Source organism: Mycolicibacterium sediminis (genome assembly GCF_010731735.1).
In the GTDB taxonomy this organism is placed as follows: domain Bacteria; phylum Actinomycetota; class Actinomycetes; order Mycobacteriales; family Mycobacteriaceae; genus Mycobacterium; species Mycobacterium sediminis.
Genome location: NZ_AP022588.1, coordinates 1,723,037 through 1,738,978 on the forward strand (window position 1 = coordinate 1,723,037; position 15,942 = coordinate 1,738,978).

Consider the following 15,942-nt stretch of genomic DNA (forward strand, 5'->3'; position numbering starts at 1 on the left):
TGAGGGCTACGCGACGAGAGGGACATCCCATGACCGACGTGCACGACGACGTCCGCACCGACCGCGCCGGTGAGCGCGCCGCTCAACTGGAGGGCACCGACCCTCAATTTCGGGCCTCCGCCCCCGACCCCGCCGTGATGGACGCCGCCCGTGCGCCCGGCCTGCGGCTCACCGAGGTCCTTGAGACCCTCACCCGCGGCTACGCCGACCGCCCCGCGCTGGGGCGCCGCACGACGACGGTGGTGCGCAATCCCGAGACCGGTCGAGCGGAACGTCGGCTGCTGCCCGAGTTCGAGACCACCACCTACGCCGAGGTGTGGTCGGACGTGCAGGCGGTGGCCGCGGCGTGGACCGCGGAGGACGCGGTACGCCCCGGCGACTTCGTGGCGACCATCGGTTTCGCCAGCGCGGACTACCTGACCCTTGACATCGCCACCGGCTACCTAGGCCTGGTCGCCGTTCCGCTGCAACACAATTCGTCGGCGGCACGGCTGCTGCCCATTCTGCTCGAGGCGCAACCGCGGGTGCTCGCCGTCAGCGCGGACTACCTCGACCTCGCCGCCGAGGCGACCTTCGGCACGTCGTCGATCCGTCGACTCGTCGTCTTCGACTTCGATCCGGAGGTGGACGACCACCGCGAGGCGCTTCGGCGCGCCCGGGTCCGGCTGACCGACGAGGCGGTCACCATCGAGACGATGGCCGACGTCGTCGACCGAGGGCGCGGCCTGCCCAAGCCGCCTCCCTTCGCGTCCGGCACCGACGACCGGCTCGCGATGATCCTCTACACCTCCGGCAGCACCGGTCTGCCCAAGGGCGCCATGTGGACCGAACGCATGCTCAAGACGCTGTGGACGATCAAGTTCGTCGAGGACGGCGAGCTGCCGGTGCTCAACGTGAACTTCATGCCGCTCAACCACCTCGGTGGTCGCATCCCGCTGTCGGCGTCGTTCCAGACCGGCGGCACCAGCTACTTCGTGCCCGAGAGCGACCTGTCGACCCTGTTCGAGGACCTCAGCCTGGTCCGCCCGACGCAGCTGGCGCTGGTCCCGCGCGTCGTCGACATGCTCTTCCAGCGCTACCAGACCCGGGTCGACCGACTGGTCGCCGATGGCGCCGCCCCCGACGACGCGGAACTGACGGCCAAGCGCGAGATCCGCGACGACCTCGTCGGTGGCCGCGTCCTCGGCGGATTCACCAGCACCGCACCGCTCGCTCCGGAGATGAAGGCGTTCGTCGAGTCGTGCCTCGACATCCACCTCGTCGACGCCTACGGACTGACCGAGGTCGGCGGCGTCATGCGCGACGGCGTCATCGGACGACCGCCCGTCATCGACTACAAGCTGATCGACGTCCCCGAGCTGGGGTACTTCACCACCGACCGCCCGCACCCACGGGGCGAACTGCTCGTCAAGACGCTGACCGCCACGCCGGGGTACTACAAGCGGCCCGAGGTCACCGCCGAGGTCTTCGACGCCGACGGGTATTACCGCACCGGGGACGTCATGGCCGAGATCGCGCCGGACCACCTGGCCTACGTCGACCGCCGCAACAACGTCCTCAAGCTGGCGCAGGGCGAGTTCGTGGCCGTCGCCAACCTCGAGGCGATCTACGCCGGCGCGCCGCTGGTGCGCCAGATCTTCGTGTACGGCAACAGTGAACGCTCGTCGCTGCTCGCCGTCGTCGTCCCGACCGAGGACGCGCTCGCCCGGTTCGCGGGCGACGGCGACGGGCTGGTGTCGGCGCTGCGCGAAGCGCTGCAGGCCACGGCCCGCACCGCCGAACTGCAGTCCTACGAGGTGCCCGGAGACTTTCTCGTCGAGACCGAACCGTTCAGCACCGACAACGGGCTGCTGTCCGGTGTCGGAAAGCTGTTGCGCCCCAGGCTCAAGGAGCACTACGGCGAACGGCTGGAGGCGCTCTACGCCCAGCTGGCCGAGGCCCGCACCGACGAACTCCGGGCGCTGCGCGAGGCTGCGGCGCACCAGCCGGTCCTCGACACCGTGGTGCAGGCCGCCCAGGCGCTGCTCGGATTGCCCGGTGCCGCACAGGAATCCGACACACGCTTCATCGACCTCGGCGGCGACTCCCTCTCGGCGCTGACGTTCTCGAGCCTGCTCGGCGACCTGTTCGGCGTCGAGGTGCCCGTCGGCGTGATCATCTCGTCGTCGGCGGACCTAGGCTCGCTGGCCGGCTACGTGGAGGCCGAACGGGCATCCGGTGGCACCCGTCCGACGGCGGTGACCGTACACGGCTCCGACGTGACCGAGATCGCCGCCGCCGACCTGGTGCTGTCCAAGTTCATCGACGAGTCCACGCTCAAGGCCGCCGCGTACCTGCCGCCGGCCACCGGCCGCGCCGAGACGGTGCTGCTGACCGGATCCAACGGCTACCTCGGCAGGTTCCTGGCGCTCGAGTGGCTGCGGCGCCTGTCCCGCACCGGCGGCCGACTGATCACCCTGGTGCGCGGATCCGATCCGGACGCCGCCTACCGCCGCCTGGAGGCGGCGTTCGACACCGGCGACGCGGCGCTGCTCGCGGAGTTCCGCGACCTCGCGGGACGGCACCTCGACGTGGTGCCGGGTGACATCGGCGAACCCAACCTCGGCCTCGACGATCCGACGTGGCGCCGGTTGTCGCGCGACGTCGACGTGGTGGTGCACCCGGCGGCGCTGGTCAACCACGTCCTGCCCTACGGACAGATGTTCGGCCCCAACGTCGTCGGCACCGCCGAGGTGATCCGGCTCGCGATCAGCGGGCGCATCAAGCCGGTCACCTACCTGTCGACGGTGGCGGTCGCGATGGGTGTGCCGGACTTCGTGGAGGACGGCGACATCCGCGTGACCAGCCCGCGCCGCCCGCTCGACGGCGGTTACGCGAACGGCTACGCGAACAGCAAGTGGGCGGGCGAGGTGCTGCTCCGCGAGGCGCACGACCTGTGCGGTCTGCCGGTCAGCGTGTTCCGGTCGGACATGATCCTCGCGCACACCGGCTTCGCCGGACAGGTCAACGTGCCGGACGCGTTCACCCGCCTGGTGATCAGCCTGTTGGCCACCGGGATCGCGCCGCGCAGCTTCTACGCCGACGACGGCTCCGGTGAGCGGCCGCGGGCGCACTACGACGGCCTGCCCGCCGACTTCGTCGCCGAGGCGATCACCACGCTCGGCGCCGGTTCTTCGCCGACCCCTCCTGCCGAGCAGTCGCCAACTCCCCTCGATGCCCCCGATTCAGGGGAGTTCACGACTGGTCGCGAGAGTTCGTTCCGGTCCTACGACGTGATGAACCCGCACGACGACGGGGTGTCGCTCGACGTCTTCGTGGACTGGCTCATCGAGGACGGCGCCGCGATCACCCGCATCGACGACCACGGCGAGTGGTTCGCGCGGTTCGAGGCGGCGCTGCGGGGTCTGCCCGAGCAGCAGCGTCAGCGTTCGGCACTGGTCCTCCTCGACGCCTACCGCGCACCCGAGCAGCCGCTGCGCGGTGCGGTCGCCCCGACGGACGTGTTCCGCGGGGCCGTTCGATCGGCCAAGGTCGGTTCGGATCAGGACATCCCGCACCTCGACAGGGAGCTGATCCGCAAGTACGTCGCGGATCTGCGGGCGCTCAGACTGGTCTGAGTCAGGCGGCGCGCTCGAGGTCCAGCAGGGCGGTCTTCGCCGCGGCGCCGCCCACGTAGCCGCCGAGGCTGCCGTCGCTGCGCAGCACCCGGTGGCACGGCACGACGACGGGCAGCGGGTTGGTGGCGCAGGCGCTGCCGACGGCGCGCACCGCACCGGGGTTGCCGACGGCGCGCGCGACGTCGCCGTAGCTGGCGGTGTGTCCGTAGCCGATGTCGGGCAGGGCCTGCTGCACCGTCCTGCGGAAGCCGGCCGACAGCGCGTGGTCCAGCGGTAGGTCGAAGCTCTGCCGCGTCCCGGCGAAGTACTCGTCGAGCTGGCGGGCGGCGTCGTCGAGGCGGCCGGGTGCCCTCAGGATGCGCGGGCTCACCCTGTCGGCGACGACGGCGAGGACGGCGTCGAAGTCCTCCCGCTCGTAGGCGACCCGCAGCAGGCCCGTCTCCGTCGCAACCAGCAGCAGCGTGCCCACGGGCGTGCCCACGTCCCGGTAGGCGACGTCGAGGAGGCCGTCGCGTGCCGCGGCGGCGACGACACGGTCGTGCAGGGTCCCGAGCGCCGCGGCGTCGATGGGGAAGAGGTCGGTGTCGATCACGAGGTCTGCTCCGTCCGGTCGGTGAGGGTTCTGCGTAGGGCGGTGATGCCGTCGGAGGCCGCGCGTCGCACGGCGGCCGCCGTCCCGCCGATGAGTTCCGCGGTCTCGGTGTGCGGCAGCCCGCCGAGGTAGTGGTAGGCGACGGCGAGCCGCTGTCGCTCGGGCAGGTCGGCGACGGCGCGCCACAGGTCGCGGTCGGGGCTGTCGGGGACGACGCCGCGGTCGGGCAGGTCCGCGGTCGGCACGGCACGCCGCAGCCGGGACCGGGTGACGTCGACGGCCTTGCGCTGGGCGACCCGGACGAGCCACGCCTCGACGTTGACGCCGTCGGGAAGGTCGGGCCACTCGCGCAGGGCCGACAGGAACGTCTCGGAGCACGCGTCCTCGGCATCCGGTCCGGGGCCGAGCACCGCACGGCACACCCGGAGCACCGTGGTGCCGTGCTCCTGGATCGCCCGTTCGAACGGAATCGTCGTCATCACCCGGTAGACGCGCGACCGGCCTCGAACGTGAGGTCCGGCCGGCCGAAGCAGCGACGGTACTCACTGGGCGTCGTGTGCATCGCACGCGTGAAGTGGTGGCGGAAGGTCACCGGCGACTCGAAGCCGACGCGCGCCGCCACCTGTTCGATGGACAGCGACGACGCCTCCAGCAGCGCGAGGCTGGCGTCGATCCGCTTCTCGATGAGCCACTTGACCGGCGTGGTGCCGGTCGCCTTCGCGAACTGCCGGAGGTAGGTCCGCCGCGACATCGCCGAGCGCTCCGCCATCTGGTCGAGGGTGATCGGTACGTCGAGATGGGCGAGCGCCCACGCCGTGCTGGCGGCGATCCGGCCGTCCGCGGCGGGTTCGGGCACCGGGCTCTCGATGAACTGGGCCTGGCCGCCGGCGCGATGCGGTGAGACGACCAGTCTTCGGGCCACGTCGTTCGCCACCTGGGCGCCGCGGTCGGACCGGACGATGTGCAGGCAGAGGTCAAGTCCCGCAGCACATCCCGCGCTGGTGAGGATGTCACCACCGTCGACGTAGAGGGGTGCTGGATCGACGTGGACCTCGGGGTGGCGCGAGCGCAGCAGGTCGGCGTAGAGCCAGTGCGTCGTGGCGGAGCGGCCGTCGAGGACGCCCGCCGCGGCCAGTGCGAAGGCTCCCGAGCAGATCGACACCAGCCGGGCACCCCGGTCGTGCGCGCTGCGCAGCGCCTCGACGAGGGCGGGTGACGCGGGATCGGTCACGTCCCACACACTCGGGATGATCACGGTGTCGGCGGCCGCGAGATCGGCCAGGCCGTGCGGGGTGCGCAGCGTCGCGCCGCCGATCATGCGCAGCTCCTCGCGTTCGGCGCACACCTGGATCGAATACCAGGGCCGCGCGATACCGGCCGAGAACCGCTCGGAGAGTTCGGTCAGCCCGAAGATCTCGGCCGCCACCCCGGATTCGAAGCCGGACATGCCGTCGTAGGCGAGGATCGCTACCGAATGCATGGCACTATCTTATCGATCAGTGACCTTGGTGCCACTTCTCTCTCGGTGCGGATCGGGCCACGATCGAAACATGTTGTACCAGCGACCAACTGACCTACGCCGATACGTCCTTCGACAGGTGGCGCGCGCCGCCGCCGGAATCCACGCCGCGAACGGGATCGCGCACGGCATCACGCCGCCCGCAGGGTCCGCCGCCCGGTCACGGGTGTCGATGCGCTAACGATTCGCCGAAGATCGGCGTGGGCACTCGCGCAATCACCCGTCGCGTGGTGTCGTGGAAGTCGATGTCAGCTTCCCCGTTTCGCCTCACCCTTGCCGCGTCGGCAGGCGCCGTGCTGGTGGCGATCGGTGTGCCCGCCGCATCCGCCGCGCCGTCGACCGACGCCCGGGGCTACGTCGACTCGACGGCGAGCTGCCCGTCACCGTCGGTGGTGGTGGAGTTCGGCAGCACCGACTCCTCACGCGTGGCGATCTGCACCAGCAACGGCGACTACCAGTACCGCGGCGTCCGGATCCGCGACGGCGCCAAGGTGATCCTCGACGCCGAGCGCAAGGACGGCGGCGCGTTCGTCGCCGAGAACGACGGCATCGAATACGAGGTCGCCGCCAAGTCGCTGATCATCAGCAGCGGTGAGAACGTGATCCGCGAGGAGCCGTGGATCGACTTCCACACCCCCGGTGCTGCCACGGCGCCGTCGACCGGAACGTCTCCGACGCCGACCAAGACCACGCCGTTGCCACCACCGCTGCCCGCCGAGCGCGGCGCCGGCTGAGTCTCAGCTCGGCGGCACGCCCTCGTCGCGCTGCTCGTGGGACGGGTCGAACCGAACGCTGACCCGCTGAAATCCCTTGACGCGCTCCGCCTTTGCCTTGCGGGCATAGGTCTTGCGGTCGGCCCGGGTGAGGTCGACGTGGTCGGTGAACGGCGTGAGCAATGCCCGCGGGTGCAGCCGATCGACCTTCACCGCATTGATCTCCGCACACATGACGAGGCTGATCGAGACCAGGTAGAGGAACGCCAGCAGGCCGAGGACCAGTGCGAAGACGCTGTTGATCGCGCTGGCATTCGTCACGACGCGGGCCACGTAACCGGCGCCGAACGACTGGAGCAGTTGCCAGATGATCGCGGCGGTCAGCGCCCCCGGTAGCACCTGCCGGTACGTGAGGTGCCGGGCGGTGGTCACCCGGAAGGCGATCAGGCAGATGCCCGCGTTGATGGCGATGGCGGCCAGGATCAGGACCGCCTTGCCAATTCCTCCGAGTGACTCCGTGGCGCGTCCGACCGCGGACAGTGCGGTCGCCGTGACGGCCGCCGACCCGAGCACCACCAGCAGCAGCAGGCTGCGCAGCCTCGACCGGATCGGATCCGCCCGATTGTTGCGAGGGACGGCCCACACCGTGTCCATGGCGTTCTGCACGGCCTGCCCGACGCCGAGCCCGCCGTAGAGGGCACCCGCGATACCGACCACCACGGCGATGACGCCGCCGCTGAGTTCCTCGGGACGCTGGAGCTGCTCACCGATGACCGGGAACTGGCTCACCGTCGAGGAGACGATCTGCTGCTGCAGCTCCGGGTGCCCGGCGAGGAGGACGCCCAGCGACGTCGTCAGGAGCAGGAGCAGCGGGAACAGTGACACGAACGCGTAGTAGGTGATCAGGGCCGCGAGGTACCCGCCCTGGTCGTCGATGTACTTGTAGACCACCGCGATGGCGAACCCGAGGCCACGGCGCCGCTGCTGGAGTTCATCGAGCCTGGCGACCATCTAGCGACGCCTCCCTCGGGTCACGACGGTGGCCAACCCACTCCGTCCGCGCGGACATACCCGGCGAACGCCCAGCTCAACCCGCCGTCGAGGCTAATGCGCCTTCTTCTTGCCGAACGGCAGCACGTGCACGACCGCGACGACGATGGCGCCGACCACGAGGCCGAGCACCGCCGAGACGCCGGTGTTGAGCAGCCAACCGAGCACCGCTCCGACACCGTCGACGGCGTGGTGCACGGACTCCTCCCAGCCGTGGACCAGGCCGTAGGGCGCGTGCAGCCCCAGCGCGTCGGACTGTACGAGCAGGATGTGGCCGCCGACCCACAGCATCGCGACGGTGCCCACGGCGGAAAGCGTCGCCAGCACCTTGGGCATCGCGGCGACCAGGCCGCGGCCGAACTTCTGCGCGAACGTCGACGAGCGCTGCGCCAGGTTCAGGCCGACGTCGTCCATCTTGACGATCGCGGCCACCACGCCGTAGACGGCCGCGGTGATCACGATGGCGACGACGATGAGGATGATCAGCCGCGACCAGAACGCCTGATCGGCGACCTCGTCGAGCGCGATCACCATGATCTCGGCCGACAGGATGAAGTCGGTGCGGATCGCGCCGGCGGTCATCGTCTTCTCGGCGTCCTCGCCGGTCACCGCCGTCGGGGTCGCGTGCGCCTCGTGACCGTGTGATCCCGGAAAGATGCGTGCCATCACCTTCTCCGCGCCCTCGTAGCAGAGGTACGTCGCGCCGATCATCAGGATGACCGGCAGCAGCCACGGCGCGAACTGACTGAGCAGCAGCGCGGCGGGGAGGATGAACAGCAGCTTGTTGCGCAGCGAGCCGATCGCGATCCGCCGGATCATCGGCAGCTCGCGGTCAGCGGTGATGCCCTGGACATACTGCGGCGTGACCGCGGTGTCGTCGATCACGACGCCCGCGGCCTTGGCCGTCGCGCGTCCGGCGGCGGCACCGATGTCGTCGACGGAGGCCGCCGCCAGCCTGGCCAGTGCCGCGACGTCGTCCAGAAGCCCGAAGAGACCCGCACTCATGGTGCGAAGGCTACCCGCACAGCGGACTCTCAGACGTGGTGAGCGGGAGACCGTTGGGGCTCCGCGAGATGGCCGCCACCGACATTGCCTCTCGCACTTTCACGCGGTGGCTTCAATCTCGGAAGCGGGCGGCTCAGATGCCCACCAGCGTCTCGAGCCAGCCGCGGGCGAAGTAGACGACGAAGCCGGCGGTCACCACCCACAGCAGCGGGCTGATCTCGCGGACCTTGCCCGTCGCCGTCCGGGTCACGACCCAGGCGATGAAGCCGATCCCGATGCCGTTGGCGATCGAGTACGTGAACGGCATGGCGGCCACCGTCAACACGACCGGCATGGCGACCGAGAACTCCGAGATGTCGATGTGGCGCAGCTGCGACACCATCATCACGCCGACGACGACCAGGGCGGCCGCGGCCACCTCGGTGGGCACGATCGACGCCAGCGGGGAGATGAACATCGCGGCCAGGAACAGCACCCCGGTCACGACGTTGGCCAGGCCGGTGCGCGCCCCCTCCTCGACGCCGGCGCCGGACTCGATGAACACGGTGTTCGAGGAGGCCGAGGTCGCGCCGCCGACTGCCGCGCCCGCGCCCTCGACGATCAGTGACGCCTTCAGCCGGGGGAAGTTGCCCTTAGCGTCGGACAGCCCGGCCTCGCGGGACAGTCCGGTCAGGGTGCCCATGGCGTCGAAGAAGTTCGCGAACACGAGGGTGAACACCAGCATCACCGCGGCGAGGATGCCGATGCGGCCGAAGCTGTCCAGCGTGAAGGCCCCGACGAGGGACAGGTCGGGCAGCGCGAACGGCGACCCCGACAGCGTCGGCACCGACAGGCTCCACCCGCCGGGCTTGTCGACCGCCGAACCCAGGTGCCAGATGGCCTCGATGACGACGGCGACGACCGTCCCCGCGACGAGTCCGATCAGGATGCCGCCGCGCACCTTTCGGACGACCAGCACGCCGGTCAGGAGCAGCGTGAAGACGAACACCAGGACGGGGACGGTGCTGATGGATCCCACGCCGCCGAAGCCGAGCCCGACCGGAGGCGACGGCACGCCGGTCGATCCGACGAAGCCGGCGTCGACCAGTCCGATAAACAGGATGAACAGTCCGATGCCCGCGGTGATGGCGAGCTTGAGCTCCATCGGCACGGCGTCGAACACCAGCCTGCGCAGCCCGGTGGCGGCCAGGATCACGATGATGACGCCGTTGATCACCACCAGGCCCATGGCCTCGGGCCAGGTGACGGAGCCGACCACCGTCGTCGCGAGGAACGAGTTGATGCCCAGGCCGGCCGCGAAGGCGAAGGGCAGTCGCGCGATGACGCCGAACAGGATCGTCATGACGCCCGCCGCGAGCGACGTGGTCGCCGAGACCTGGGCGAAGTCGAGGCTGTTGCCCGCCACGTCCGGCGAACTCGACAGGATGATCGGGTTCAGCACGATGATGTACGCCATCGCGATGAACGTGACCAGGCCGCCGCGGCACTCGCGGGCGATCGTGGAGTGCCGCTCGGTGATCTCGAAGAAGCGGTCGAGCCGGTTCATGGGTTCCTCCTCATCCGTGACGACCCTAAAGTCGCAGTCCGGATTCTTCTCACCTTTGCCCGGCTGTGGCACGTCGGCGGCGATGGCATCCTGGTGAGGTGGTCCTGCTCATCCGTCTGATCGAGGTGCTGCTCCTCCTCGTTCCCGTGGGACTCGCCGTGTTCTACGCCGTGCGGTCGCTGCGCCTCGGCGGCCCCCGCGACGAACCGGAACTCGAGCCGGTCGCGGAGCCCGACGCCGAGCCCCGGTCGGTGGGCACGCGCGGCGATCCAGCGCTGCAGTGGCGCGCCATCACGCGCACCGTCGAGGAGCACGCCCGCACCGACGCGCGGTGGCTGGAGTACGAACTCGACGCGGCCAAGCTGCTCGACTTCCCCCTGATGACCGACGTCGGCGACGAGCGCGTCATGCGCTTCCACCGCGCCAAGCTGCGGGCCGACGTCCTGCGCCCCGACCGGGCCGAGGACCTGCTCGACGACCGGGCGTCGGCCGACGCGTACCTGTCCGCGGTGGAGGACTACGTGACGTCGTTCAACGCCGCCGAGTCCGAGGCGATCCGGTTGCGCCGCAGCGACTTCTCCCGCGAGGCGCAGCAGCGGCTGGCGCGGGCGCAGAGCCTCATCCGGGTGGCGCAGGACGAGTCGGCGACGGCCCAGGAGAGGGCACAGTCCCTCGAGCTCGCCGACAGGGAACTCGACGGCCTGCTGGTGCTGCCGACGTCCACGCGATCCGGCCTGGAACGCGGCATCGCGGGTGAGATCGGCGGCTGACCGCCCGGGCATAGGATTCGTGGCATGCCTGACGACGAGACCGGCGCGGAGTCGGTGACGTTCCCGACGGCCCGCACGACGAGTGACTTCGCGTCGAACCTCGAACGGGTCCGCGCCCGCATCGACGCGGCGCTGGATCGGGTGGGACGCCCGCGGGGCGAGGTCCAGCTGCTTCCCGTCTCCAAGACCGTGCCCGAGGATCGGCTCCGGCATGCCGTCGCCGCCGGGTGCACGGTGCTGGGCGAGAACAAGGTCCAGGAGGCGAAGCGGAAGTGGCAGGAGCTGTCCGACCTCGACGTGTCCTGGTCGGTGATCGGCCACCTGCAGACCAACAAGGCCAAGGACGTCGCGGAGTTCGCGGCGGAGTTCCAGGGCCTCGACAGCGTGAAGGCCGCCGAGGCGCTGGACAGACGGTTGCAGGCGCTCGGCCGGTCGCTCGACGTCTATGCGCAGGTGAACACGTCGGGGGAGGACTCGAAGTACGGGCTGGCTCCCGAGGACGTCATCCCGTTCCTGCGGACGCTGCCCGACTATGGCGCCCTGCGGGTGCGCGGGTTGATGACGATCGCGTTGTTCAGCGCCGACGTCGAGCGGGTGCGGCCGTGCTTCGCGCTGCTGCGCGGCCTGCGCGACGAGGCCCGGGACCTCGACCTCGTCGGCGACGGCGGCCTGTCGATGGGCATGTCGGGAGACTTCGAGACCGCCATCGAGGAGGGCGCGACCTGTGTCCGGGTCGGGCAGGCGATCTTCGGTGCCCGGGCGACGTCGGACGAGCAGTACTGGCCGTCCGGCGGTTCAGCCTCCGAGAAGGCGTGACGCCTCGAGGCGCTCGCGGGCGTCGTCGGGGATCGGGGTCGGGCCGTCGTCGCCAAGGGCGACCAGCACGGTGTCGCACAGGCTGACGCACCGCTCGCCGACGAACAGCGCGGTGGAGGCCGTGTAGGACGTCCGTCCGACGGTGCCGACTCCGACCGCGGTCTGGATCCGCGCCGGCCAGTGCGCCTCGTGCAGGTAGTGGACGACGCTCGTCGCGGTGACCAGGCGGAGCCGCCGCGTCGCGAGGTCGTACACGTCGGTGAACACCGACGCGTTGAACGTCGCCCTGGTGTTCTCGTGCAGCGAGCCCAGCGCCAGGTTGTTCAGGTGCCCGTTGGCGTCCATGTCGCCGTAGCGGGCGTCGATGGCGCCGACGACGGGGTACGTGGCCAGCTCGAGGCGGGCCGGGTGCGGGCGCGGGGTGGTGCCGACCAGACTCATCCGGCCAGCGTAGGTCCCGGTCGCCCTGCGCCGCTCGGAGCGTCGCTGAGTGGATTTCGCCTCGGCCCCGGATTTGCCAGGCTAGGATGCCGCCGTGGGGTCGAGGCCAGGAGAGTGGGCGGCGCTCACGCGCGGCGACATGTGGCCGGGCGTGGCCACTCCCACGCTGATGACCCGCACCGGCGGCTCGTGCTTCCTGCTCGGAGGTCTGCTGGTCGCGGTGACGACCACCGTGTCCCCCACCAGCTTCGGCACCCCCACCGTCCAGTTCGCCAACGCGGCGATCGCGGTGATCGTCGGCACGGCGACGTTGCTGTGGGGTGCCCGGTTGCGCCTGTGGCAGCTCCACGTCCTCGTGGCGACGGCGACCGTGCAGACGACCGTCTCGGTGTACGAGTCGGCCGACCCGACGGTCGCGGTGTCGTTCGCGACGCTGTACGTGTTCATCGCCTGCGCTGCGTTCTTCGTGTCGTGGCGGGCCACGGCGGCGCACCTGACCCTGGCCGTCGCCTGCTGCTGCACGGCGGTCGTCCTGTCCCCGGCGGCGCCGTGGTGGTCGAGTGTCGTGGCTTCGGCCACGACGGTGACCATGGGCGTTCTCATCGCCATTCTCGGTCGCATCGTCTACAACGCCGAACTGGACGACGACACCGGCCTGCTGAACCGGCGCGGGTTCGACCGGCTGCTCGGGGTCGTCATCAGCCGGGCACAGTCGGGCGGTCCCCGGCCTGCGGTCGTGCTGCTGACCCTCGACGACTACGGGATCATCCACGACGATTTGGGTGGCCCGAGGGGCGACGAGGTGCTGCACCACGTCGTCGCGGCGTGGCGCGGCGTGCTCGAGCCCGAACAGATCCTCGCCCGGCGCGCGGCTGACGAGTTCGGCGTACTGCTGCAGAATTCATATGAGCGACAAGCGGTTTCGCTCACGCACCGATTGCGCGAGGCCATCACCAGCGAGTGTTCGGCCGGCGTGACGGCGTGGCAGTCGGGCGAGACGGCATCTGCCGTGCTGGCCCGTGCGGACACGGCGCTGCGTCGATCGCGACGCAGTGGCCGCAACCGGACGATGCTGGAGTCGGCCCTGCTGCCGTCGATCGCCACGGAGTTGCGGGAGGCCATCGACGCCGGAACGGTGAACGTCCGCTACCAGCCCATCATCTCGCTCGCCGACGGCAGTGTGGTGGCCGTGGAGGCGCTGCTGCGGTGGCAGCCGGTGTCGCGTCCGGACCTGTCGCCCACCGAGGTGGTGCGGCTCGCCGAGGAGAACGACCTCATCGGCGCACTCGACCACTACGTCCTGCGGCGCGCCTGTCGGGACGCGTGCTGGATGCACGAGCGGTCGGGTGGGGCCGCGATCTCGTTGAGCGTCAACGTCTCCGGGCTCGATCTGGTGCAAAAGGGTTACGCGGCACAGGTGTTCGACACGCTCGGCGAGACCGGTTGGTCCGCGGAGCGTCTGGTGCTCGAGGTCACCGAGACCGTGGTCGACGGCGACCGCCCCTCGTCCATCGCCGCCCTCTCCGAGCTGCGTGCCGGCGGTGTCCGCATCGCCATCGACGACTTCGGCACCGGCTACTCGTCGCTCGGCAGGCTGCAGGGGCTGCCCAGCGACTTCCTGAAGCTCGACGCCTCGTTCGTGGCGGCGGTCACCGAGGCGGGCGATCCGCCGCCGCTGCTCACCGCCGTTGCCGCACTGGCCCATGCGCTGCACCTGCCGGTCGTCGCCGAGGGCGTCGAGACACCGCGTCAGCGGTCGGCCCTGGTGCGACTGGGGATCGACATGGCGCAGGGCTTCTACTTCGGCCGCCCGCAGGCGCCGGGCGATCTCGTCGAGGTGTTCTTTCCCGCGGCCTCTGCCGCGGCCACCGACTCGGCTGCCCATCCGCGGCGCTGACGGATTCCCGCACCCGTCACCCCCAGCTAGCCGCAATGCCGGGAATCCTTCGGCTCAATAGCGTTGATGGCGTCGGCCACCGTGGTCGGCACGAGTCCTTGGGAGAGACGATGACGACAGTGGGATCGGTGACGGTGGGCATCGTCGGCGTGGGCGACATGGGCTCGGAGATGGTGCCGCACCTGGTGGCGGCGGGACACCCGGTGGTGGCCTACGACCGGGACGCCGGGCGCCTGGACGCGGCCGTCGCCGCGGGAGCAAAGGCTGCCGGGACCGCGGCCGAGGCCGCCGAGCGGGCCGACGTCGTCGTGAGTCTCGTGATGTCGCAGGACATTCCGGCCGCACACTTCGGCAGCGAGGGCATCCTCGCCGGATTGCGTGCCGGCTCGGTCCTGGTCATCGGATCGACGACCACGCCGGCCATGATCGACGCCGTGCTCGAGCGAGCCGATCCCTCCGTGTCCGTCGTGGACGCGCCCATCGTCGGCGGCGTGCGATACGCCCGCGAGGCGGCGGTGACGTTCCTGCTCGGCGGTGAACCCGACGCCGCAGAGCGTGCTGCCGGCGTGCTGTCCGTCCTGGGCAAGGTGGAGCGCGTTGGTCCGGTCGGCTCGGGCGTCCGATACAAGCTGATCACCAACGCCTTCGTCATGGCGGCGGAGGTGGGACTGCGGGAGGCGCTCGATCTGACCGATCAGCTCGGCGGGACCTACGACACCGCGCTACGGCTCTTCCAGATCGGCCCGATGGCGGCGGTGGTGAAGCGCGCGCTCGACGAATCGAACCCGCGCCCGCTGCGCGGATCTGCCGAGGACTTCGACACCCTGCTGTCGGTCGTCGACGATCCCGGACTCCTCCCGATCTCGGCGGCGGGTCGGGATCGGTTGTGGGCGGCGGTGAACGCCGACCCCGGCCACGAGCCGATGTTCGCCGAACTGACGCGTCACTCGACCGCGCTGGATGCATTCCGCTCGCGCTGACGTGCCATAACATCGCGAGCGTGGCGCTCGACGCAGAACAACTCGCGGCGCTCGCGGCCGTCGTGGCGGCCGGCTCCTTCGAGGGTGCGGCGGGCACCCTGCACGTGACTCCGTCCGCGGTGAGCCAGCGCATCAAGGCACTCGAGCAGCGCGTCGGGCAGGTTTTGGTCCGGCGCGAACGGCCCTGCACCGCGACCGCCGCCGGAATCCCGCTGTTGCGGCTGGCCGCGCAGTCGGCGCTGCTCGAGGCGGAGGTCCTGGCAGAGGTCGGCGGCGACGGCGGTTCGGCACCGCGCGTCGCCCTGGCAGTCAACGCGGACTCGATGGCCACCTGGTTCGTTCGGGTCTTCGGCAGTCTGGAGTCGGTGCTGTTCGACGTCCGCATCGAGGATCAGGACCATTCGGCCCGGCTGCTCCGCGAGGGGGCGACGCTGGGCGCCGTCACCACCGAGCGCACGCCGGTGCCGGGGTGTCGGGTGTACCCGCTGGGTGTGATGCGCTACGTCGCGGCGGCGTCGGCACCGTTCGCCGAACGGTGCTTCCCCGACGGGTTCACCGCCCGCGCTGCGGCGCTCGCCCCGAACGTCGCGTGGAACCGGGACGACGCGCTGCAGCACCTGTTCCTCCGGAGGGCGTTCCGGCGGCCGATCGACCCGCCGACGCACTACGTGCCCTCGGCGGAGGGCTTCGCCGCGGCAGTCCGGTCCGGCGTGGGGTGGGGGATGTTCCCCGAGTCTCTGGCCGACGCGGACGCCCGACTCCGGCCCATTTCGGACGTTCACCTGGACGTGCCGCTGTTCTGGCAGTGCTGGAAGCTCGACAGCCCGCTGGTCGCACGCATCACCGATGCGGTCTGCACCGCAGCGGCCGCCGCACTGAGACGGTAGACACCCGCTTCTCTTCGTGATCTGTGAGCCACGTCGCAGACTGTGGCAATGCGCCCCTGATACCGTGAGTGAACACTCGTACACCAAACGTGACGGTGTACGTCCACGA

The 15,942-nt window shown here is 70.4% G+C and carries 14 protein-coding genes; 7 read left to right on the forward strand and 7 right to left on the reverse strand.

The window, feature by feature from the left end; genetic code table 11:
- Nucleotides 1–29: 29 nt before the first annotated feature.
- A complete protein-coding gene (gene car / locus G6N64_RS08275; RefSeq protein WP_163796456.1) occupies nucleotides 30–3,617 on the forward strand; it encodes a carboxylic acid reductase in 3,588 nt (1,195 codons plus the stop codon).
- Between the two features lies 1 nt (nucleotide 3,618).
- Here car and G6N64_RS08280 read toward each other — a convergent pair whose 3' ends face one another.
- Genes G6N64_RS08280 through G6N64_RS08290 form a run of 3 tightly spaced genes read right to left on the reverse strand, consistent with a single transcriptional unit; the run spans nucleotide 3,619 to nucleotide 5,689 of the window.
- Complete coding sequence (locus G6N64_RS08280) at nucleotides 3,619–4,206, reverse strand: methylated-DNA--[protein]-cysteine S-methyltransferase (protein WP_163801526.1); 588 nt, start codon at nucleotides 4,204–4,206, stop codon at nucleotides 3,619–3,621.
- The gene (locus tag G6N64_RS08285; protein ID WP_163796457.1) at nucleotides 4,206–4,688 is read right to left on the reverse strand and encodes an RNA polymerase sigma factor; all 483 of its coding nucleotides are present in this window, start codon (nucleotides 4,686–4,688) and stop codon (nucleotides 4,206–4,208) included. The genes G6N64_RS08280 and G6N64_RS08285 overlap by 1 nt, the downstream gene beginning before the upstream one ends.
- Entirely contained in the window at nucleotides 4,688–5,689 is a 1,002-nt protein-coding gene (locus G6N64_RS08290) for a helix-turn-helix domain-containing protein (protein ID WP_163796458.1), read from the reverse strand. Before G6N64_RS08290 ends, G6N64_RS08285 begins: the two co-directional genes overlap by 1 nt.
- 284 nt (nucleotides 5,690–5,973) lie before the next feature.
- On the opposite strand from G6N64_RS08290, the gene G6N64_RS08295 reads away from it, so the two are divergent.
- Nucleotides 5,974–6,462, forward strand: coding sequence for a hypothetical protein (locus G6N64_RS08295; protein WP_163796459.1), 489 nt, complete (start codon nucleotides 5,974–5,976; stop codon nucleotides 6,460–6,462).
- Between the two features lie 3 nt (nucleotides 6,463–6,465).
- Here the strand turns inward: G6N64_RS08295 and G6N64_RS08300 are convergent, their stop codons facing one another.
- The 3 genes from G6N64_RS08300 to G6N64_RS08310 all read right to left on the reverse strand — a co-directional run bounded on the left by G6N64_RS08300 (nucleotide 6,466) and on the right by G6N64_RS08310 (nucleotide 10,042).
- Nucleotides 6,466–7,452, reverse strand: coding sequence for a YihY/virulence factor BrkB family protein (locus G6N64_RS08300; RefSeq protein WP_163796460.1), 987 nt, complete (start codon nucleotides 7,450–7,452; stop codon nucleotides 6,466–6,468).
- A gap of 93 nt (nucleotides 7,453–7,545) precedes the next feature.
- Nucleotides 7,546–8,496 carry a DUF808 domain-containing protein gene (locus tag G6N64_RS08305; protein WP_163796461.1) on the reverse strand — a complete coding sequence of 317 codons (951 nt, stop codon included), beginning with the start codon at nucleotides 8,494–8,496 and terminating at the stop codon, nucleotides 7,546–7,548.
- A 133-nt stretch (nucleotides 8,497–8,629) separates the two neighbouring features.
- Nucleotides 8,630–10,042 carry an NCS2 family permease gene (locus G6N64_RS08310; protein WP_163796462.1) on the reverse strand — a complete coding sequence of 471 codons (1,413 nt, stop codon included), beginning with the start codon at nucleotides 10,040–10,042 and terminating at the stop codon, nucleotides 8,630–8,632.
- Between the two features lie 98 nt (nucleotides 10,043–10,140).
- Between G6N64_RS08310 and G6N64_RS08315 the strand changes: the two genes are divergently transcribed.
- Together G6N64_RS08315 and G6N64_RS08320 are read left to right on the forward strand one after the other, a co-directional pair.
- Nucleotides 10,141–10,812, forward strand: coding sequence for a hypothetical protein (locus G6N64_RS08315; protein ID WP_163796463.1), 672 nt, complete (start codon nucleotides 10,141–10,143; stop codon nucleotides 10,810–10,812).
- Nucleotides 10,813–10,836: 24 nt separating this feature from the next.
- A complete protein-coding gene (locus G6N64_RS08320) occupies nucleotides 10,837–11,628 on the forward strand; it encodes a YggS family pyridoxal phosphate-dependent enzyme (protein ID WP_163796464.1) in 792 nt (263 codons plus the stop codon).
- On the opposite strand, the gene G6N64_RS08325 is transcribed toward G6N64_RS08320, so the two are convergent.
- A complete protein-coding gene (locus tag G6N64_RS08325; RefSeq protein ID WP_163796465.1) occupies nucleotides 11,608–12,069 on the reverse strand; it encodes an acyl-CoA thioesterase in 462 nt (153 codons plus the stop codon). The two genes, G6N64_RS08320 and G6N64_RS08325, sit on opposite strands and share 21 nt — an antisense overlap.
- 94 nt (nucleotides 12,070–12,163) lie before the next feature.
- Between G6N64_RS08325 and G6N64_RS08330 the strand changes: the two genes are divergently transcribed.
- The 3 genes from G6N64_RS08330 to G6N64_RS08340 all read left to right on the forward strand — a co-directional run bounded on the left by G6N64_RS08330 (nucleotide 12,164) and on the right by G6N64_RS08340 (nucleotide 15,833).
- Nucleotides 12,164–13,966: a putative bifunctional diguanylate cyclase/phosphodiesterase gene (locus G6N64_RS08330; RefSeq protein WP_246231041.1), complete on the forward strand. Its 1,803-nt coding sequence runs from the start codon at nucleotides 12,164–12,166 to the stop codon at nucleotides 13,964–13,966.
- A gap of 110 nt (nucleotides 13,967–14,076) precedes the next feature.
- Nucleotides 14,077–14,946, forward strand: coding sequence for an NAD(P)-dependent oxidoreductase (locus G6N64_RS08335; protein ID WP_163796466.1), 870 nt, complete (start codon nucleotides 14,077–14,079; stop codon nucleotides 14,944–14,946).
- Nucleotides 14,947–14,957: 11 nt separating this feature from the next.
- The gene (locus G6N64_RS08340; RefSeq protein ID WP_409370753.1) at nucleotides 14,958–15,833 is read left to right on the forward strand and encodes a LysR family transcriptional regulator ArgP; all 876 of its coding nucleotides are present in this window, start codon (nucleotides 14,958–14,960) and stop codon (nucleotides 15,831–15,833) included.
- Nucleotides 15,834–15,942: the final 109 nt, after the last annotated feature.

Excerpts from the sequence above, each read along its gene's own strand:
- car (WP_163796456.1), top strand. The coding sequence starts at position 30 with ATGACCGACGTGCACGACGACGTCCGCACCGACCGCGCCGGTGAGCGC.
- G6N64_RS08285 (WP_163796457.1), bottom strand. The coding sequence starts at position 4,688 with ATGACGACGATTCCGTTCGAACGGGCGATCCAGGAGCACGGCACCACG.
- G6N64_RS08290 (WP_163796458.1), bottom strand. The coding sequence starts at position 5,689 with ATGCATTCGGTAGCGATCCTCGCCTACGACGGCATGTCCGGCTTCGAA.
- G6N64_RS08295 (WP_163796459.1), top strand. The coding sequence starts at position 5,974 with ATGTCAGCTTCCCCGTTTCGCCTCACCCTTGCCGCGTCGGCAGGCGCC.
- G6N64_RS08300 (WP_163796460.1), bottom strand. The coding sequence starts at position 7,452 with ATGGTCGCCAGGCTCGATGAACTCCAGCAGCGGCGCCGTGGCCTCGGG.
- G6N64_RS08305 (WP_163796461.1), bottom strand. The coding sequence starts at position 8,496 with ATGAGTGCGGGTCTCTTCGGGCTTCTGGACGACGTCGCGGCACTGGCC.
- G6N64_RS08310 (WP_163796462.1), bottom strand. The coding sequence starts at position 10,042 with ATGAACCGGCTCGACCGCTTCTTCGAGATCACCGAGCGGCACTCCACG.
- G6N64_RS08320 (WP_163796464.1), top strand. The coding sequence starts at position 10,837 with ATGCCTGACGACGAGACCGGCGCGGAGTCGGTGACGTTCCCGACGGCC.
- G6N64_RS08325 (WP_163796465.1), bottom strand. The coding sequence starts at position 12,069 with ATGAGTCTGGTCGGCACCACCCCGCGCCCGCACCCGGCCCGCCTCGAG.
- G6N64_RS08335 (WP_163796466.1), top strand. The coding sequence starts at position 14,077 with ATGACGACAGTGGGATCGGTGACGGTGGGCATCGTCGGCGTGGGCGAC.